The sequence below is a fragment of the Clostridium paraputrificum AGR2156 genome, from assembly GCF_000424025.1.
GTDB lineage: Bacteria > Bacillota > Clostridia > Clostridiales > Clostridiaceae > Clostridium > Clostridium paraputrificum.
The window spans coordinates 138280-158342 of sequence record NZ_AUJC01000011.1; the positions used below are offsets into that span (position 1 = coordinate 138280).

At 29.8% G+C, this 20063-nt stretch carries 23 protein-coding genes and 1 riboswitch; of the genes, 22 read left to right on the forward strand and 1 reads right to left on the reverse strand.

The features are described 5' to 3' along the window. The first annotated feature begins 90 nt into the window (after positions 1-90). From G594_RS0112680 to guaA, 12 genes are all read left to right on the forward strand, one after another. On the forward strand, positions 91-1788 hold the full coding sequence (locus G594_RS0112680) for a GspE/PulE family protein (RefSeq protein WP_027098930.1): 1698 nt from the start codon (positions 91-93) through the stop codon (positions 1786-1788). A 29-nt stretch (positions 1789-1817) separates the two neighbouring features. Next, positions 1818-3032, forward strand: coding sequence for a type II secretion system F family protein (locus G594_RS0112685; protein ID WP_027098931.1), 1215 nt, complete (start codon positions 1818-1820; stop codon positions 3030-3032). Positions 3033-3091: 59 nt separating this feature from the next. Next, positions 3092-3493 carry a type II secretion system protein gene (locus tag G594_RS20555; RefSeq protein ID WP_034866668.1) on the forward strand — a complete coding sequence of 134 codons (402 nt, stop codon included), beginning with the start codon at positions 3092-3094 and terminating at the stop codon, positions 3491-3493. 66 nt (positions 3494-3559) lie between these two features. Continuing rightward, entirely contained in the window at positions 3560-4321 is a 762-nt protein-coding gene (locus tag G594_RS0112695; protein WP_027098932.1) for a prepilin peptidase, read from the forward strand. Between the two features lie 13 nt (positions 4322-4334). Beyond that, entirely contained in the window at positions 4335-5342 is a 1008-nt protein-coding gene (pilM, locus tag G594_RS0112700) for a type IV pilus biogenesis protein PilM (protein WP_027098933.1), read from the forward strand. 1 nt (position 5343) lies between these two features. Then, positions 5344-5901 carry a PilN domain-containing protein gene (locus tag G594_RS0112705; protein ID WP_027098934.1) on the forward strand — a complete coding sequence of 186 codons (558 nt, stop codon included), beginning with the start codon at positions 5344-5346 and terminating at the stop codon, positions 5899-5901. Then, complete coding sequence (pilO, locus tag G594_RS0112710; protein ID WP_027098935.1) at positions 5891-6496, forward strand: type 4a pilus biogenesis protein PilO; 606 nt, start codon at positions 5891-5893, stop codon at positions 6494-6496. Before G594_RS0112705 ends, pilO begins: the two co-directional genes overlap by 11 nt. A 33-nt stretch (positions 6497-6529) precedes the next feature. Next, a complete protein-coding gene (locus tag G594_RS0112715) occupies positions 6530-7021 on the forward strand; it encodes a PilW family protein (RefSeq protein ID WP_027098936.1) in 492 nt (163 codons plus the stop codon). A gap of 17 nt (positions 7022-7038) precedes the next feature. Continuing rightward, complete coding sequence (locus G594_RS0112720; protein ID WP_027098937.1) at positions 7039-7584, forward strand: PilW family protein; 546 nt, start codon at positions 7039-7041, stop codon at positions 7582-7584. Between the two features lie 10 nt (positions 7585-7594). Continuing rightward, a complete protein-coding gene (locus tag G594_RS0112725) occupies positions 7595-8689 on the forward strand; it encodes a hypothetical protein (RefSeq protein ID WP_027098938.1) in 1095 nt (364 codons plus the stop codon). A gap of 100 nt (positions 8690-8789) precedes the next feature. After that, a riboswitch (purine riboswitch) is annotated at positions 8790-8887 on the forward strand. 147 nt (positions 8888-9034) lie between these two features. Further along, positions 9035-10489 carry an IMP dehydrogenase gene (guaB, locus tag G594_RS0112730; RefSeq protein WP_027098939.1) on the forward strand — a complete coding sequence of 485 codons (1455 nt, stop codon included), beginning with the start codon at positions 9035-9037 and terminating at the stop codon, positions 10487-10489. Between the two features lie 63 nt (positions 10490-10552). Beyond that, positions 10553-12094 (forward strand): glutamine-hydrolyzing GMP synthase, encoded by a 1542-nt coding sequence (guaA, locus tag G594_RS0112735; protein WP_027098940.1) that lies wholly within the window; start codon positions 10553-10555, stop codon positions 12092-12094. Positions 12095-12223: 129 nt separating this feature from the next. Here guaA and G594_RS0112740 read toward each other — a convergent pair whose 3' ends face one another. Continuing rightward, on the reverse strand, positions 12224-12586 hold the full coding sequence (locus tag G594_RS0112740; RefSeq protein ID WP_027098941.1) for a hypothetical protein: 363 nt from the start codon (positions 12584-12586) through the stop codon (positions 12224-12226). Between the two features lie 310 nt (positions 12587-12896). Between G594_RS0112740 and G594_RS0112745 the strand changes: the two genes are divergently transcribed. The 10 genes from G594_RS0112745 to G594_RS0112790 all read left to right on the forward strand — a co-directional run bounded on the left by G594_RS0112745 (position 12897) and on the right by G594_RS0112790 (position 19987). Then, on the forward strand, positions 12897-13421 hold the full coding sequence (locus tag G594_RS0112745) for a hypothetical protein (protein ID WP_027098942.1): 525 nt from the start codon (positions 12897-12899) through the stop codon (positions 13419-13421). Between the two features lie 63 nt (positions 13422-13484). Then, positions 13485-13835, forward strand: coding sequence for a hypothetical protein (locus G594_RS0112750; protein WP_027098943.1), 351 nt, complete (start codon positions 13485-13487; stop codon positions 13833-13835). Between the two features lie 25 nt (positions 13836-13860). Continuing rightward, on the forward strand, positions 13861-14115 hold the full coding sequence (locus tag G594_RS0112755; protein WP_027098944.1) for a hypothetical protein: 255 nt from the start codon (positions 13861-13863) through the stop codon (positions 14113-14115). 20 nt (positions 14116-14135) lie between these two features. After that, on the forward strand, positions 14136-15494 hold the full coding sequence (locus G594_RS0112760; RefSeq protein WP_027098945.1) for an FtsK/SpoIIIE domain-containing protein: 1359 nt from the start codon (positions 14136-14138) through the stop codon (positions 15492-15494). Positions 15495-15775: 281 nt separating this feature from the next. Next, positions 15776-16282: a hypothetical protein gene (locus G594_RS0112765; protein ID WP_027098946.1), complete on the forward strand. Its 507-nt coding sequence runs from the start codon at positions 15776-15778 to the stop codon at positions 16280-16282. After that, positions 16263-17291 carry a replication initiation factor domain-containing protein gene (locus G594_RS0112770; RefSeq protein ID WP_027098947.1) on the forward strand — a complete coding sequence of 343 codons (1029 nt, stop codon included), beginning with the start codon at positions 16263-16265 and terminating at the stop codon, positions 17289-17291. Before G594_RS0112765 ends, G594_RS0112770 begins: the two co-directional genes overlap by 20 nt. Before the next feature lie 21 nt (positions 17292-17312). After that, positions 17313-17528, forward strand: a complete 216-nt coding sequence (locus tag G594_RS0112775) for a DUF3173 domain-containing protein (protein WP_027098948.1) — start codon at positions 17313-17315, stop codon at positions 17526-17528. Continuing rightward, positions 17518-18759, forward strand: coding sequence for a tyrosine-type recombinase/integrase (locus G594_RS0112780; RefSeq protein WP_027098949.1), 1242 nt, complete (start codon positions 17518-17520; stop codon positions 18757-18759). The genes G594_RS0112775 and G594_RS0112780 overlap by 11 nt, the downstream gene beginning before the upstream one ends. A gap of 195 nt (positions 18760-18954) precedes the next feature. Then, complete coding sequence (locus G594_RS0112785) at positions 18955-19170, forward strand: hypothetical protein (protein WP_167539563.1); 216 nt, start codon at positions 18955-18957, stop codon at positions 19168-19170. Positions 19171-19228: 58 nt separating this feature from the next. After that, complete coding sequence (locus G594_RS0112790) at positions 19229-19987, forward strand: metallophosphoesterase (protein WP_027098951.1); 759 nt, start codon at positions 19229-19231, stop codon at positions 19985-19987. The last annotated feature ends 76 nt before the right edge of the window (positions 19988-20063 follow it).

Genomic DNA, 20063 nt, shown 5'->3' on the forward strand with positions numbered 1-20063 from the left:
GAAAATGTCGTCAAAAAAACTGTGTAAATTATTTAAATTTATTCCATAAAAGTGTATAATTAATATAAAGTAGGAAATAGTGGTGAGAAGATGATTAGGACTAAGAAAAGGTTAGGAGATATTTTAGTACAAGCAGGGAAGATAAATCAATCGGATTTAATGTCGGCCTTAAAGAAACAAGCTTTAAGCGGAAGACGACTTGGGGAAATATTAGTTGACGAAGGACTAGTTAGTGAAAACGATATCTTGTCTGTTCTTGAGTTACAATTGGGAATAAAAAAAGTTAATTTAGATTCCATTGATATAGATGAAAATGCCATAAGATCAGTATCAGAATCTATTGCTAGAAAACATAATATTTTACCTATAAAAATTGAAGGAAATGATATATATATTGCAATGTCAGACCCCTTTAATTTAATGGCTGTAGAAGATGTTAAGGTAGTAACTGGACTTAATGTTAAAAAAGTATTAGAAAAAAAAGACTCTATATCAAAAGCTATTAAAAACTTTTATACGAAACAATATGCAGAAAAAGTAGCACAAGATTTAGTTCAAAAAGAAAAAGAGAATACTAAGAAAAAGCAAGAAGAAAAGCAAGTTTCAGAACTTGAAAAAGCTACGGCTAATGCTCCAGTTGTTAAATTAGTAGATACTATAATACAAAACTCTATCAGAATGGGTGCGAGTGACGTTCACGTAGAACCATTTGAAAATGAAGTTAGAGTAAGAGCAAGAGTAGATGGAAGCTTACAAAATATGCTTAGTATACCTAAAGAGTCACAAAATACTTTGATTACAAGAATCAAAATATTAGCAAATTTAAATATTGCAGAAAAAAGAATTCCACAAGACGGTAGAATTCTTACCAATATAGATGGAAAAGCAGTTGATTTGAGAGTTTCTATCCTTCCAACCGTAAATGGTGAGAAGGTGGTTATAAGAATTCTTTCTAAAGATTCTAGCCTTATGAATAAGGAAAGCCTAGGAATGAGAAAGGATGACATGAAAAAACTTGAACAGATATTGCAAAATCCTTTTGGGATAATCCTAGTAACTGGACCTACAGGAAGTGGTAAATCAACTACCTTATATGCAGTTTTAAATGAATTAAATACTATAGATAAAAATATTATTACAGTAGAAGATCCAGTTGAATTTATGGTTGATGGTATAAATCAAGTAAATGTTAATGCAAAAGCTGGATTAACATTTGCATCAGGTCTTAGATCAATATTAAGACAAGACCCTGATATCATAATGGTTGGAGAAATTAGAGATGGTGAAACGGCAGAAATAGCCATTAGAGCAGCTATTACAGGACACGTAGTTTTAAGTACACTACATACAAATGATGCACCATCCTCAGTTGCTAGATTAGTTGATATGGGAATTGAACCATATTTAATATCAACATCTGTAACAGGAATAATTGCACAAAGACTTGTTAGAAAGGTTTGCACCAAGTGTGCTAAAAAGTACTATGCCTCAGAATATGAAAAAAGAATTCTTGGTAGGGATAGTGATGAAAAGATAATTTTAACTAAGGGAGAAGGATGTCCACATTGTAATGGGACAGGCTATAAAGGAAGAATTGGTATTTATGAAATACTTCCTATTGAAAGAAATGTTAGGGATGCAATTACAGCAGGAAAGAATTCAGATGTGTTAAAAGATATTGCTATTAGAGATGGAATGAAAACACTAACAATGGCATGTATGGAACATGTTTATGAAGGAATTACAACTGTAGATGAATTATTAAGGGTAGCTGTAGTAAGAGAATGATGTATTCATAAAGGAGAGGGGGAGTTCTAGTGGCTATATTTAGATATAGTGCAGTTAATGATAGCAATCATGCTATTAGTGGGAGTATGGAGGCTAATTCAAGCAAGGAAGTTGTAACTAGCTTGAGAGAAAGAGGATATTACATTACTGATATACAAGGAGAAAGTGCTTTAAATAAAGATATTGATTTGAATTTCTTAAAAAAGATAACATTGAAAGATTTAGCTTTATTTAGTAGACAGTTTGCATTTACTCTTCAATCAGGTATGCCAATGTTAAGATGTGTAGAACTTTGTATAGAGCAAACTGAGAATAAGGTTCTTCAAGATGTTTTAAGAAGAGCAAAGGAAGAAATAAAAAGAGGTAGAGCTTTGTCAGACGCTTTAAAGTATGAGGATGGAATTCCAGACTTTATGGTAAATATGATAACAGCAGGTGAAGCATCAGGTAATTTGGATACAGTAATGTATGAGGTATCTGAGTATTATGATAAGTTATATAAACAACAAAGAAAGATAAAGTCTGCAACCGCATATCCGAAAGTAGTAGGAGTTTTTGCTGTACTTATAGTTATTTTCTTACTTATATTTGTTGTTCCCCAGTTTGTAAATAACTTAGCAGCAGCTGGAGGGGAGTTGCCGTTACCAACAAAAATAATTTTAGCGATAAGTAATTTTGTATCAGCTTATTGGTATATAGTTTTATTAATAGCAGTAGCAGCTATAGCCTTTAAGAAGTTAGTTTTAGATAAGGATGAAAACTTTATCCTTTGGAGAGATAAAAATAAAATAACTGGTCCATTGTTTGGATCAATTAATGCACAAATAATGGCTAGTAGGTTTGCAAATACATTTTATATTTTAAATAATTCTGGAATGTCTATTTTAAAAAGCTTAGAAATATCTACTAATGTATTAGAAAATTCTTATGTTGAAAGTAAGATGGAATATGCAAAAGAGGATATAAAAAGAGGAAATCTAATAGGAAAAACTATAGAAGATTTAGATATATTCCCGTTAATGTTAACTCAAATGATAACTGTTGGTGAAGAAACAGGAGCCTTAGATGCTTTGCTTAAGAAGACGGCTGAATATTATGATGGTGAAGCAGAAGCAGCAGTAGATAAATTAATTACAATGATAGAGCCATTGTTAATTATTGGACTTGCTGGAGTTGTTTTAATTATAATTCTTGCAGTAATGCTTCCAATGTTTAATATGATGGATGCTATTCAAGGAATGTAAAGTTGTATATAAATTTAAAGTTTATATAAATATTAATTAATTTTTAGGAGGTATAATTTATGAATGAATTAGCTAAGAAGAAAAAGAAAGGTTTTACACTTATTGAACTTATTGCAGTTATCGCTATTATTGGTATTTTAGCTGCAGTGTTAGTACCAAAAGTTATTGGGTATATGGAAGATGCACAAGATTCTAAGGTAATTACTCAAGCAAGGAATGTAAGAATGGCATATGAGACAATGATATCAAAGGATCCAGATATAACTTTTGGAGGTGTTGGAACAGATCCAGGTACTGTTACTGTAGACGATGTTGTGTCAGAGTATACCACCAATACAAGTACTTGGGAAAAATATGTATCAGTTACAAGTAATGATGTAAGCGAATTAAAAGGTGATGTAGATATGGATGAATTAAAAGCTGCAACTGCATCAGGGGATCCTTCATCAATAGCAAACTAGTATATATTTAATTATTAGAATAGCCTCTTTAATGTATAAGAGGCTATTCTGAAATAGGAGAATTAAATGGATTTTATTATTAGCATAATGATATTTATCTTTGGAACAATTATTGGAAGTTTTTTGAATGTATGCATATATAGAATACCCAAAGAAGAATCAATAGCATATCCGCCTTCTCATTGTGGAAGTTGTGGACATAATCTTAAAGTATGGGATTTAGTGCCTATATTTAGTTGGTTATTTTTAAAAGGAAAATGTAGATATTGTGGAGAAAAGGTATCAAAGCAATATCCATTGATTGAGGGAGCAACAGGGTTGCTTTTTGTATTTTTATATTTAAAATTTGGACTTACAATTGAATTATTAAAATATATGATTTTTACAAGTATTTTAATAGTTATTGGTATAATAGACTTTAAAACTCAAGATGTGTACGATTCAACAATTATAGTTTTAGTGGTAATTGGAGTATTTTTTACTATAATTGAGTTTTTTATGAATAAACAAGTAGGCTTTATTAGTATTATATTAGGAATAGCAATTCCAGTCCTAATAATATCAATCTTTGCCTGGTTTGGAGCAATGGGCTGGGGGGATGTAGAAATAATAGGTATTGTAGGATTGTTTCTAGGATTTAAGATGAATATGTTAAATTTATTCATCTCAATAGTCTTAGGAGGAATGGCTGCATTTGTATTAATGATATGGAAAAGAAGAGGGGGCAAGGATACCATGGCATTTGGTCCTTATATAGCTCTCTCATCATATATAACACTTCTTTTTGGAAGTGAAATTTTACAATGGTATTTAAGTTTTATAAGGTAAGTGAGGTGGGGGTATGTTCGAAAAAGACTTAATTGCAATAGACATAAATAAAGAAACTATTTCAATTTTAGTTGGAACAAGATACAAAATATCTAATGGTACTACAATTGAAACTCCGAGAAATTCATTTGATAATGGGAGAATTTTAGATGTAAACATAATATCAGGAGCAATAGCACCGCATATAAAGAAGGCAAAAACTAAGGATGTTGCTTTTGTTGTAAGAGGCGAGGATATTATTACAAGACATTTAAACATTCCATTTGCAAAAGATGAAGCTATGAGAGATTCAGTAGATTTTGAGTTAAGGCAGTTCATGGGAGATAGAGTAGACGAATATTATTTTGATTACCAAATCATAAATCAAAATAAAAATGATGGAACAGGAAAATGTGATGTTCTTGTAGTAGCTTGTTCTAAGGATAAGATTGATGCGTTTATGGAACTTGGAAAAACTTTAAGGCTTAATGTAAAGGCAATAGACTTATATGCGAATGTAGTAGCTAGAGTCTTTGGAGATTTAAGAAAATCTACAACAAAAGGAATAAAAACTATTGGAGTAATTGGAATAGATTCTGATGATTCCAATATTACAATTATGGAATGGGGAAAACTTATACTAGAAAAATATAAAGATAGTGGAATATTAAGTACAGTAGATAAGGATTTTACTAATTTAACTGAATATAATTCTATATTAGATACTGTGGACTTAATTGAGCCTAAACAGTCAGGAGAAGAAAGTGATATAGAATTATACTTTAAGGATGAGGCTAATGACTATAATACTCTAATACAGTACTATACATCAGGTAAAGTTAAGAAAAACTTAGATAGAATATATGTAATGGGATCAGCTACTAGAATTAAAGGGATTGAACAATATTTTGAAGTTAATTTAAGTTCTAGGGCAGCTAAGTTACCTATGTTTTCTGATTTAAAGACAAGCGTAAAGACACCTAAGAAGATTAAGTTGAAAGACTATATTATGTGTTATGGATTATTATTGAGGAGGGATTAGGGTGAGTAGAGAGTTAAATTTAGTCCCTCAGGTAAATTCCAATACCAAAGGTGCTGTGAAATCAAGTAAAACAATAATGTTAATTTTATTATTAGTGGTTGTGTTTGTTGGAGGAAGCTTTGGCTATAGAATAGGGAAAGAGTATCTATTAAATAAGAAAGCAGAAAATTTAAAGAATGAGTTAGCTTTAAGTAATGTTAAAGTAAAGGAAAAAGAAGAGCTAGATCAACAAATAGCGGCAACAAATCAGCAAATTACTAAAGCAGAACAATTGAAATTGCTTATGGATATAGATACAGATGAGTTAATAAAAGAGTTATATAAATTAGTAGAAATAGATGGAATAAAGATAACAAGTATTAACTATAAAGGGGGAGTATCTTCCAGTGTAGAAATTAATGGAAATTCAGGTGATAAGAGTGCTATACAAAAGATGTGGGCTAATCTTAGAGAAAATGAGAAATTTGCTGATTCTCATGTTAATAGTTGGAGTGGTGAAGGTGAAATAAAGTTTTCAGTAAGTGTAAAGACAAAGGGAGGTAGTGCAAATGAAAAGTAAAACTAATGGACGAGCTACCACAAAAAATGAAAAGATAATATTATATGTGTTAGGAGTATTATCTATATTTGCTCTTTGTTATTTATTCATAATATCTCCAGGTGAAGAAAAAACTAAAAATTTAAAACAAGAAATTAAAAGTTTAGAGAGTCAGTTAGTTTCTGTTCAAAGTATTGACTATGATATTGAGCAGAGAAAAAAAACATTGGATGATTTGATGGTTAAGTATAAAGAAGCTACTATAACGTTACCTAAAACAGATAGATATCCAGAAGTTTTTAGAGATGTAGAAAAAATGGTTACAGAATCAGGCCTTTCCTCATCTAATGGCTCTTTTGAAAAAACATCAGTTATTCAATTAGTCGGGGTAGAAGAAGGACAAGAGTCTTCTAATTTAAAAGGAATGAGAAAGATTCAAATAACTTATTCTGTTAAAGGGGATATAAACAAGGTATTATCATTTATTGATAAGTTAGAGAATTATGACAGAATTGCAGAGTTAAACTCTTTTAATCATAGTGGTGAAGGGTGTTCTATAGTGTTTTCATTCTATGATTCTGGAGAAGGCGGAGCAGAAGAATATGATTTTAATTAATAAAACCTTCTAATTAAAGATGGAGGTGTAGTTTTGAAAGTAAAAAAGAAAAAAGGATTTACTTTAATAGAGATTGCAGTGGCTTTAGCAGCTTTTGTAATTATTATGCTTGCAATAACTGGACTGTTAATATCTGTTATTAAAATTAGTTCAATAAATAGTGCAACATATAGTACAGATAATATTTCAAAAGTATTTTTTGAAACATTGAAGGAAGATAGAGTTGCGTTGAACAATATGCCCAAAACAGTAGGTACAAAATATAAGTGTAGCTTTTCAAATGCAGATGAGGTTAGAGCATTAGTAAAAGAACATTTGTTAGATGATGATTCAAGTAACAAGCCAGATGGGGTCTCTGATCCAAGTGATTTTAATTTATGTAAGCAAAGTTCATCAGAGTATAGTATGGGAATATATATTAATTGGAATGCTGATGGATTCTATGAAATAGAGACTTGGTGTTGGGATACAAATAAAGGTGAATCAAGCCTAATTAATAGAAAAACCTATGTAACTCCTAGGTAGATGAGGAGGTAGAGTATATGAAAAAGAAAAAAGGTTTTACATTAGTTGAACTTATAGCAGTAATAGGAATAACAGTTATATTTGGGGCTATTGTACTTGGAATATCAATTACATCTGGAAAATTATTTTCAATGACACAATCTCAATCAGTTTTTAATGATGAAGCAAGACTAATTATAAGTACATTAGAAGAAGATTTAAGAATTGGTAAAGAAATAGATGCTACAGCTTTAAATCTTACAGGAAGTAGTAGTATTACAATTAATGGAATTATAGATACTTGCTATAATTTTAATTTGCCATCCGGTAGCTTTGAAAAATTATTATCGTTAAAGGTAAAGGGAGATTTGTATTATTATATTAAGGTAGGAGATAGAGTTGAAAGAAAGAAATTTGGAGGGGCTGCATTTACATCAGATGTTTCTGGAATTGAAAAAATTAAAGATATAGAGATAAAAAAAAGTGTTGATTCAACGGATAAAAGATATTTTATAACTATTGAATTTGTAAATTTACATGGTGAAATTACAGAATATAAGTCAGCTGTAATGCCAAGAAATTAGGAGGGGAAGTATGAGGAGAAAAGTTAAAAAAGGATCAGCATTAATAACTGTACTAGTTTTTTCCCTTTTATTTGTGGTTATATCTGGAGTTTCTACTTTAGCAGTAGTAAATACAATGAAGGGAAATTCTGGTGAAGAGAAATATCAAACTTTATACTATGAAGCAGAGGCTGGAATTGAAAGAGCATTGGCTAATGCAAATAGTGGTGATTATGATGCATTAGGGGATTTAGGAACATCATCATTTACAATACATGATTCTGCAATGTTTGGAGAAGTTAATGTGAATTTAACAAAGCATATAAATGCATCAGATGAGTATTTACAAGTTGTAAGTACATCAACAACAACTTCTGGGCAAAGTAGGACAGTTAATGCAAAAATAAGAAAATATATTTATGCAAATGATATATTTAGGTATTCAATATGTGGTGAAAATGTAGAGGTAAATGGTGGAGGTTCTCTTAATTTAGATCCTTCTTTAATTAATTCTTCTAATTCAACAGCTAATGTGGGGGCAGGCAGTGTAGCTGCAGGCTCAGAAACAAATGAGCAATTTGAGTTGCCTATTTTTGATAATAGTAAAATACCATATTATAATGGAACACTAGAAATAAATTGTTCAAATAGTAATACTTTAATAAATAATTTAGAGTCCATGAGTTCAGATTTTAGTAAGCCTGTAAGAAAAGTTCCATTATCAACTCCTAATTTTAATGTGTATCTAATTAATGCTGATAAAGTTAAGGTGGTTACACCTGCATTTAATATAGAGAATGTGATGATATTATGCAATGGAGACTTGGAGTTTGTGTTATCAGGACCTTGCCAAATGAAAGGATCTAGTTTAGTGGCGAAAAGTGTAACTGTTGGTAATTTTAATATGCAAATATCTTATAGACCATATGATGAAAATAGTCCAGATTCTCCAGCTATAACATTTTCTCCTTTGTATAGAGCGCATTTGGAAATGTTAATGGATGGATATACTGATGCTTCTAGCAACACTGTAAATGGAATTTCGTATTATGCACCTAATTATAGTTATGGTGGCGGTCCAAGTGCTGGAGGTAGCTTATCAGGGATAATATCAGATTATGAGTAGAAATAAAGTGTTAGTTTGGCTAACACTTTTTCTTTTTGCAATTTTAATTTCATATTTTATTGACAGAAAAGAATAAATAATCTATAATAAGTTTAATTTAATAAGTAGCACATTTACAACTCGTATATCCCCTGAATAAGGCAGGGAGTATCTACCGGAAGCCGTAAATTTCCGACTATGGGTGAATTTGATATAACTTAGTATAGATTACTATAGGCATATTAACTTCACTTAGGTAAGTTAATGTGCTTTTTTTGTACTCAAAAATAGGTAAAAAATGAAATTATACTTGCAAGAAAATTTAGAAATGCAAATAATTATTCAAAGATATGGGGAGGCAATATTATGGCAAGAATTTTAAAACAAGCTTATACATTTGATGATGTATTATTAGTACCTAACAAATCAGAGATTTTACCAAGGGAAGTAACATTAAAAACAAACTTAACAAAGAAAATAGCTTTAAACATTCCTCTAATTAGTGCAGGTATGGATACAGTTACTGAATCTAAGATGGCAATAGCTATGGCTAGAGAAGGTGGAATAGGAATTATACATAAAAATATGACAATAGCAGAGCAAGCTAAAGAAGTTGATAGAGTAAAGAGACAAGAAAATGGAGTAATAACAGATCCCATTTATCTTTCACCAGAACATACTTTAGCAGATGCAGAAGAATTAATGGGCCAATATAGAATTTCAGGTGTACCAATAACTGTTGAAGGAAAGTTAGTAGGTATCTTAACTAATAGAGATACTACTTTTGAAACAGATTATTCTAAAAAAATAGGTGATGTAATGACTAAGGAAAACTTAGTTACTGCACCAGAAAATACAACTGTAGAAGAAGCTAAAGAAATTTTAAAGAAACATAAAATAGAAAAGTTACCTTTAGTAGATAAGGAAGGAAATTTAAAAGGACTTATTACAATAAAAGATATAGAAAAAACTAAATCTTATCCTGATGCTGCAAAAGATGGACAAGGTAGATTACTTTGTGGAGCAGCAGTTGGTGTAACGGCTGATATGATGGATAGAGTTGATGCTTTAGTAAAAGTTAAGGTTGATGTTATAACTTTAGATACAGCTCATGGTCATTCAAGGGGTGTTTTAGATGCTGTTAAGAAGATAAAAGCTAAATATCCAGAACTTCAAATAATAGCAGGTAATGTTGCAACTGCAGAAGCAACTGTAGATTTAATAAAGGCAGGAGCAGACTGTGTTAAGGTTGGTATTGGGCCTGGATCAATCTGTACAACAAGAGTTGTTGCAGGGGTTGGGGTTCCTCAATTAACAGCAGTTATGGATTGTGCTGAAGCTGCAAGAGAATACGGAGTTCCAGTTATAGCAGATGGTGGAATTAAGTATTCTGGAGATATAGTAAAGGCTTTATCTGCAGGAGCAAAGGTAGCAATGATGGGATCATTATTTGCAGGATGTGAAGAAGCTCCTGGGGATATAGAAATATATCAAGGAAGAAGCTACAAAGTATATAGAGGCATGGGATCATTAGCTGCTATGGCTTGTGGTTCAAAGGATAGATATTTCCAAGAAGGAAATAAAAAATTAGTTCCTGAAGGTGTTGAAGGTAGAATTGCTTATAAAGGATATGTTGCAGATACAATATATCAATTGCTTGGTGGAATTAGATCAGGTATGGGATACCTAGGATCGAAAGATTTAGATACATTATATGAAACTGCAACTTTTGTAGTTCAAACATCTGCAGGGTTAAGAGAAAGTCACCCTCATGATATTAATATAACTAAAGAAGCACCAAACTATAGTGTAAGCCAATAAAATGTTGTAAAAAAGTGAGAACTGTAAGATAATATAAAATAATACTATTATTTGGAGGTCAGCATGAAAAAAGAGTTAGTTTTGGTTATTGACTTTGGTGGTCAATATAATCAATTAATAGCTAGAAGAGTAAGAGAGTGTAATGTATATTGTGAGGTTCATCCGCACAATTTAAGTATTGATAAGATTAAGGAAATGAATCCAAAGGGTATAATTTTCACAGGTGGTCCAAACAGTGTATATGGAGAAGATTCACCTTTATGTGATAAAGCTATATTTGAATTAGGAATACCTGTACTTGGTATATGCTATGGTTCTCAACTTATGGCTCATATGCTTGGTGGAAGTGTTGCAACAGCACCTGTAAGTGAATATGGAAAAACAGAAGTGGCTGTAGATTCAAAATCGAAATTATTTAATGAAGTTTCAGAAACAACAATTTGTTGGATGAGTCATACAGACTACATAGAAAAGGCTCCGGAAGACTTTAAAGTAGTAGCTCATACTCCAGTTTGTCCAGTTGCAGCTATGGAATGTGAAGAAAAGAACTTATATGCTGTTCAATTCCATCCAGAAGTTATGCACACACAAGAAGGTACGAAGATGCTTTCAAACTTTGTTTATAATGTTTGTGGTTGTGTTGGGGATTGGAAGATGGATTCTTTTGTTGAAAAAACTATTGAAGAAATTAGAGAAAAAGTTGGAGATGGTAAAGTATTATGTGCTTTATCAGGTGGAGTTGATTCATCAGTAGCAGCTGTATTACTTTCAAAAGCTGTTGGAAAGCAACTAACATGTGTTTTTGTAGATCATGGATTACTTCGTAAAAATGAAGGGGATGAAGTAGAAGAAGTATTTGGACCTAATGGTGCTTATGATTTAAACTTTATACGCGTTAATGCTCAAGAAAGATTTTATGAAAAGCTAGCAGGAGTAGAGGACCCAGAAACAAAGAGAAAAATAATTGGTGAAGAGTTCATTAGAGTATTTGAAGAGGAAGCTAAGAAGATAGGCTCAGTAGATTATCTTGTTCAAGGAACAATATATCCAGACGTTATTGAAAGTGGTTTAGGTAAGTCAGCTGTAATTAAGTCACATCACAATGTTGGAGGGCTTCCTGATTGTGTAGACTTTAAAGAAATAATTGAACCATTAAGATTATTATTTAAGGATGAAGTTCGTAAAGCAGGACTTGAGCTTGGAATTCCAGAAAAACTTGTATTCAGACAACCTTTCCCTGGACCAGGACTTGGTATAAGAATAATTGGAGAAGTTACGGCTGAGAAAGTTAGAATTGTTCAAGATGCAGATGCTATATATAGAGAAGAAATAGCTAAGGCTGGTATAGATAAGGAAATAGGACAATATTTTGCTGCTTTAACTAACATGAGATCAGTTGGTGTTATGGGAGATGAAAGAACGTATGATTATGCAGTTGCCCTTCGTGCTGTAACAACAAGTGACTTTATGACTGCAGAATCTGCAGACCTTCCATGGGAAGTACTTGGAAAAGTAACAACTAGAATAGTAAATGAAGTAAATGGGGTTAATCGTGTAATGTATGATTGCACTGGTAAACCACCAGCTACTATAGAATTTGAATAATAGATAAATATTAACTTAAGTAAAAAAGCCTGTTTTATAGTATTTGTTTTAATTAATAAACTATAAAATAGGCTTAAATTTATGTAGTTCCCCCCTAATTCTACCACCAAATTATTTATTATAAATACATTAAATAATATCAATATTATTTTTTAAAAATATGTATTCTGGGAATGTTAAAGAATCAGCAAAGATAATATCATTAGTATTATTGTAATGAAAAAAAGCTAGAAACTTTCCATTGCAGTCTATTTCTAAATTATTTATTATAATTTTTTTTGACCAATTTAATCTAGGGGATGGTATTGGGTCGGGTATTATTAGTATTTTATTAATATAATAGTAGTCGAAATAATTAACCTTAGAAAGTTGTTTAAAAATTTTATCATTTTCTTTAGTATCAGTTATCCAATCAAACTCCATAGTATCAATTTTTAATAATGCTATTGAAGGCTGGTAAGCAAAAGCTATCATAGAATCTATTATAATCATTTCCTTTCTAAAATTTATTTATATCTTAACTAAAAGTTAGGTTGGTAAAAGCTATTTGTTATTACTTTATTATACTATATGTATTTAAATTAAATAAGTTTTTAAGAAGTCTTTATTTGTTTAAGGGCTTCTTTTTATATTTATATTTATTAAAAAATAAAAAGTTGTTGCAAAGTGGATATAAGAGGAATATAATGAGTTTATGATAAGGTTATGAAGGGAGGTGAAATGGAGGCGAGTTATGGGTGAGAGCTTTAATTTTGAATTGTTTAAATAAAAAAAGTATCAATAAAAGAGAGGAGTTTCGCAAATGAAACTAAAATTAGAATTAAACTACAAATACCATATTATTTTATCATTGGCTAATAAAGAAATAAAGATGTCAAGAATAGAGGGAAATATTTTAGACGCTATTGAAAAGTATAATAGTTATTCATTAAAAAGTGTCAATAAGAAAAAAATATCTCATTATGAGGTAGATGATAACACCGATTTATTCTCGTTAATATTGGAGAGTAAAGAACCACTGCCTATACCAGTACGTGGATTAAGGTATTTCACTCAAGTAATAATGAATGATGTTGGTGAGGAATTACGTAATGAAATAGTTAGGAAGAAATCATTTTTTAGAGTAGTAGATGTAAAAGAAGTTACTAATTTAAAATTAGAAAAATCAGAAGAAGCAGGAGAAGTTAAAGAATTTCAAGCAACTAATTTTAGTTTAAATAAGATAAGCGAGTCATTGCAAAGTCTTATAGCATTATTCTTAAATACAACCCCTAATGAGGAGGATAGAGAGAAGATAAATAAAATATTAGAAATTTTAAATAAATAAATTATAGATGATGTAAATATCTTTAATTCTTATAAATAATAATGAGGGAAAGGGGGTGAAAAAATGAATGAAAGCAGTAAAAAAAATAATATTTTAGGTAAAATAAAGGTTATCTCGATTTTAATTACTCTGATTGTAATGGTTCCGTTTGTTATATCTGAATACTTAAGTCTTTTTGGTCTGAATTTGAAATATTACTTAGATAATTTGCCAATCTATGAATGGATTTGCTCTCAACCATTTGCTTTAACAACTGATGGTAGGATGTGGATGCATTCATCTCCTAGATATGCTTTTTTAGGAAATATGCAAGAATTTATCACTGCAAGTATTTTTATGATTTTAGCTGTATTACTATATTGTGTTATAAATAAAACTTTAAATTTTATTTTTAATAGAAAGGAAATGAAATGATTAGAAGAAAGGAAGGTATAAGAATATGTTAGTAAATGATATTTTAACTTATATAAGCAAGAAAGAAGGCGTTTATAATTATACTCAAATTCCGTTGAAAAGATGGAGTGAATTTCAAAAAGCAAATATTACAAAGATTGTAAATCTTGATAGTAATATAAATATAGACAATGATAAAGATTTTAATGAGTTTTTTATTTTTTTGAACTCCATTTTTTTAGGTAGAGTTAATAAACCAACAGCTTTTAAAATTTTTAATAATGCTTATTACCATATATAAGTGATATAGGAGAAAATATTATGATTAATAAATTTTTAAGCTTAATAAAGAAGAAGGGTAAAGGTTGGCAGACCGTTACTTACCCTCCTTCTCCAGTAATTAAATTGTTTTATATACCACTAAGATTAGCATTGGTAATTTCACTAATATTTCTAGAAATAATTATTACTGTTAATATTTCGGATAAGATTCACAGTAATATTTTACAAATCATATTAACACTAATTTTCTTTTATGTGATATATAAAACTATAGTTTATTATAAAAGGTTTCGAGGAATGAAACAAGAAGGAATAAACAAGAATATTGAAAAAGCATTGCAATACTTAATTCATTCTTTGAAGCTATATGATGAAGATATATTTGAAATAGGAGAAAAAAAGGAAAAAAGAATAGTTAGAACTATAAAAATTTTTTATAAAGAAGATGACAAAAAAGTATATATTAGGATTGCAAAACTAGGCGATAGGTTTGTTAAGATTGCTTCAACATTGGGAGAAAATCTTGAGAGCACTTTAGGATTAGAATTAGATAGCACTAATTCAACAGTAGATTATTTTGAGTATATATTTCTAAAAGAAAGAGATGAGAGAATTGATTTATCATCAAGTATCAATAATCAACAGAAAAATTCTGATGTTATTCAAATTACTGGAAATATATCTTATAAGTTAAGTAAGACTCCGCATTCCTTGATTGTGGGAGGAACTGGTTCAGGAAAAAGCTTTTTTATACTGGCAAAAATTGTAAATTACTTAAGTTTAACTCCACAAGCCGAATTATACATTGTAGACCCAAAGAAGGCAGATTTAAGTCTTTTAAGATTTATAGAAGGAATGGAAGATAGAGTTGTTACTGAACCTAATCAAATAGCAAAAATGTTAAAAGAAGTAGTTGAAATAATGGAAGAGAGATATAAGACTTATTTTAATGATATATCTGCATTTGGTAAGGATTATGTAGACTTTGGATTACCACCTATAATTCTAATATTTGATGAATTTAGTGCATTTATCCATTCGGTTGATAAGAAATTAAGTAAAGAAGTATTAGACTATATTTTTACAATAGTTATGAAAGGAAGGCAGTGTGGCGTGTTTTTTGAGTGCCTTATGCAACGTCCATCGGCTGATGACCTACCGACGAATATAAGGGCACAAATGGGATTTAAAGCAGGACTTGGAAATATGGATAAAATTGGGTACAATATGATATTTGATACCAACGATGTTGATTATAAAACTGTTACAGAAAAAGGGGGAGGTTATATTAAAATAGATGGAATACATACTGCTCCAGTATATTTTGAAACGCCGTATATTGACAGAGATTTTGATTTTATAAAAGAGATAACAAAGTTAGTTAAATATAAGAAATAATGATAATTGTTATTTTGATAGAAGATTGTAGACGAAAACGGAGTTTTCGAATGGAATGTTCGGAAATATTCTATCGAAAGAACAATTGAGCGATAGCTCAAAATATTAAAAAATTAATTTTAAAAAAATTTCTCACGTGAGTAACACGTGAGAATCTCCCTCAACGAAAAATCCGATAAGCGTTGATATATAAGGGGGTATAGGTAGTTTGAAATTCCGAGAGTTCGGAGTTTTCATAAATTAATTATTGAATAAAATTTTTGAAAAGGAAGGTATTAAAAATGGAAAAATTGATTTTAAAAAGTTCGACATTACATAATTTAAATGATTCTGAATCTATAGATTTAGGGGAGTTATATTTCGATATTTCACAATTTAAAGTTCCTGTAGCAATGGTAACTCCTAAGGAAGGAATTAATGTTAAATTAGAAAGAGCAAAAAATTTAAATGGTGAATTGGTTGAAACTGGAAAGTATACTTTAATTTTTAAAGTTTATGATTTGAATTTTATAAAATTAGTAATAGCAAATGGCTCAACAGAGATAGGAAATCCAATAACTATAGTTTTAGAAGGGCAAAATGATATTCCTAATAATTTAGAAAATTTTGAAGAAGGAGAGTTTATTCCAATATCATTTAAAGGTCTTAAAGTCAAACCTAAAAGGATATTGAAAAAAGTATTTGTAGGTCAAGGGAAGTCAATGGTTGATGCTTGGATGTATGATGACATTAAAATAGAAGCTGATAGTTATAGTATAGGTAAAATGAATGAATCAAAAGAAAAATAATCATTGTTTAATTGATTATTTACGTTGTTCAATTCCGAATAGTAATTTTTCTATTGTATCAAATGATGTATTGGGGATTCCTATATTAGAATTTTCAAGTTTAAAGGGATCCTCTCCTTATCCCACTTACGATAGTAGTATAAGCTATGCTAATATTACTCTTCATTCAAGTCAGACACATAATAATATTCTTATAGATATGAGCGGTCAAGCTTGTAGACAATATGAAGAATTTATGTGTAGAAGCGAAGGATGGCATTGGTATAAGTTGATTTCTTTTATATTAGATATTGATGGAGTATTTTCAAGATTAGATTTAGCCTTGGATATATTTGATGATTCAAGTCCATCTGTAAAAGTTATACAAGATTATATTAAACGAGGACAGTTAAGCACCAAAAGTCATAAGTTTGTTGAAATAAATAGTGGAAGAATTTTAGATGGAAAATTAACTGGATTTACCATTTATATTGGAGCTTCGCCACAAATACTTAGAATTTATGATAAAAAACAAGAAAGAATAGATAATGTAGGTGAAGTTTTCAATGTGGAGAAGTGGGTTAGATGGGAATTAGAATTGACAGGTAAAAAAGCTATGTTAGTAGCTTATAAAATATCTAGTGGTAAACCACTTAATTCTATAATAAAAGGAATTTTATCAGCTCATTATTCATTTAAGACAAGACCTAAAAATAAAAGTGATTTACATAATAAAAATAGGTTACCTAATATGAGATGGTGGGAAAAGTTTGTTTGTGGAATTGAGGAGATACCTTTAAAAGTTCAACGTGAAAAAATGACATTAAAAAAGAAGAAGAATTGGATTGAGAAGAATACAGCTAAATCAATAAGTATGGTATATGAAGCTTTTAGAAGTGTATATGGAGAAGAATATGCAGAAATTTATTTAAAAGAACTAATTGAAAGTGGGAGAGAAAAAATCACAAAATTAGATGAAACTTTAATAGAGCAACGTATATTAGAACTTGTAAGTGAAGATGAATATTAAATATAGAAGGAGTAGATTTAATTGGGTGTAACTATATGTAAAGATGATTTAATAAAATTGGGATATAAGAAGTATCAAGCTATTTCATTAATTAGAGAAGCTAAAGCTATTATGGTTCATCAAAAGGGATGTGCATACTACAATAATAAAAGATTAGGAAGAGTTCCGAGAGAAGTTGTTGAAGAAATTTTAGGAGTGTCTTTTGAATCTGAAATGAGTGGTATTAATGAAAAATAAGACTCAACAAACCACAAAATATCCAGGAGTATATATTGATAATAAAGGAAATTACTTCTATCAGACTGAGTTTGGGGTAGATAGATTTACGGGAAAAAGAATAAGAAAAAAGGGAAGAAAAGATAGGAATGGTAAGCCTTTTTCTTCCGCTTTTGAAGCTAATAAAGAGTTAACTCGTTTAAAAAGAGAATATCATAAAGCTAATGGTTATGGCAACTATAAAATGACATATGGTGAGTTTATGGATAAAGTATATATACCATATTATAAAACAGAAGTTGAAGAAAGCACATTTAATGTTAAAGAGGGAATATTAGAAAAAATAAGGGATAGATTTAGTTCTATCCCACTTCGTTCTATATCAGTAGAAAATGTTCAAAACTTTCGCACATGGCTATTAAGTAGTAAAGAAAATGGTGGGGAAGGATATTCTCAATCATATGCAAGTCTTATTTTTGGTATGTTTAGAAAAAGTTTAGATAAAGCAGTAGAAATGCAATACTTAGAACATAATATAGCTAAAAATGTTAAAGCAATTCAAAAAGGAAAGGCAATAGTTCCATATTGGACAAAGCAAGAATTTGAAAAAGTTATTAATCAAATTTATATTGGAGATTTTTACGAGCATTTAAATTTTGTTATGTTATGGGTGTATTATATGACAGGAATTAGAGTAAATGAAGGTACGGCATTATATTGGAATAATGTTGATTTAACAAAGAAACGATTAACTATTCATCATATGCTTATTATTAAAAATAAAACGGAGTGGAAAAGAAATTCATATACAAAGACGGAAGATGGCAAGAGAATAATTGCGTTAGATGATGATACTATAAAAATTTTAAAAGAGTGGAGAATAAGACAGAAGGAAATTGGGTTAGGTGGAGAAGAAGATTTTGTTTTTACTTATGATGGATTACCAATGATTAAATCAACAATATCTAGAATAATTAATCGTTATTCTAAATTAGCTAAAGTAAAGAAGATACAAGCGAAAGGATTAAGGCATTCTCATGCTAGTTATCTTATTAATGAATTTAATGTATCTGTACTTGTATTATCTCAACGTATGGGTCATAGTAGCCCAGAAATAACATTAAAGCATTATGCACATATGTGGAGTGGAGCAGATACAGAAATAGCTGCGAAAATAACAGGTAATATAAATATTGAAACTGCGAATGAAACAAAAGTTAAATTTAATGGAAATCAATCATTAAAAAAATAGTATAATATTTATGTAGTGAATGGAAAATGACGTGAGTGCACCATTTACAGTGAGAGGGGGGGATGATAGCCTATTTGGTATGAGCCTATAATTAAAAATGAGGTGGCTCCGTAGGCTCTTAAGAATTATCACCCCAGAGCCTCACTGTCAATGGCATTTGGAATGGATTGCGTATAAAATAAAGTATATTAACTTATGAAGGTGATCATAATGATTTATAATATTACAGATAATAGAATATCTATAGATGATTATTTTTTTGAAATGGATACGAATAACAATATTCATATTTATACTAATGGAATGAAATATCTTGGTATTATCAAGGTAGGATATCTTCTTGATTTTAAGCAGTTTAAAGAAATTTGTAATGAGTGGATACTAAAATGTGAATTAAAAAAAAGATTTTAGATGTTTAATTGTATAATTGTGTTGATAAGATTATGAAATTTATAAAGGGTGATATTGGTTGAAAAAATATATTATCTTATCAGATTTACACTCTAATTGGGGAGCTTTGCAACAATTAGAACATATAGAAGAATTTAAAGATGAAAATAGTCATATTATTTTTGCTGGTGATTACATAGATGGAGAAGAGCAAGAGTTTGAGTATGGTATAAAAGTTCTTGATTATGTTATTGAGTTGGTAGAAGATAAGAAAGCAACAGCATTATTAGGAAATCATGATGAGTTTTGGGTAAAAACGAGTAATTACAATTTTGAGGCGTATAATTTGTGGTTATTAAATGGAGGGAGAGAAACCTTTGATAAAAATGGACTGAAAAATGTTGATGGGTTTCTTGAAGTTGTTGGGATGCTTAATTTAGAACCTTTATCTAAATATACTAAATTTTTAAGTAAGCTTCCTAAAAAATTTATTACAGATAATATTCTAGTAGTTCATGCAGGAATTGACTGGAGAGTTAATATTAATGAGCAAGATGATTATGATTTACTTTGGATTAGGAATTCTTATATTTATACAAATTTAAGAATTGATATAAATGATATTCCGAAAGATAATTTAAAAAGGGTAATTGTAACTGGACATACTCCTACTGCATATATGACTAGAGAAGGTACATGTAACATAATTAGTTATGAATATCCATGTAAAAGATATTTTATAGATGGTGGATGTAAAATGGGGAGAGAAAGAGGACAAATTAATGTATTGGTTTTAGATGAATTGGGAAATGAACTTAACAGATATATATTAAAGTAAAAAAATAAGCTTTAAAATTATAACAATAAGTTACAGTACCCACCATATTCCCCACTTAATAGTTATGATTCTTTAT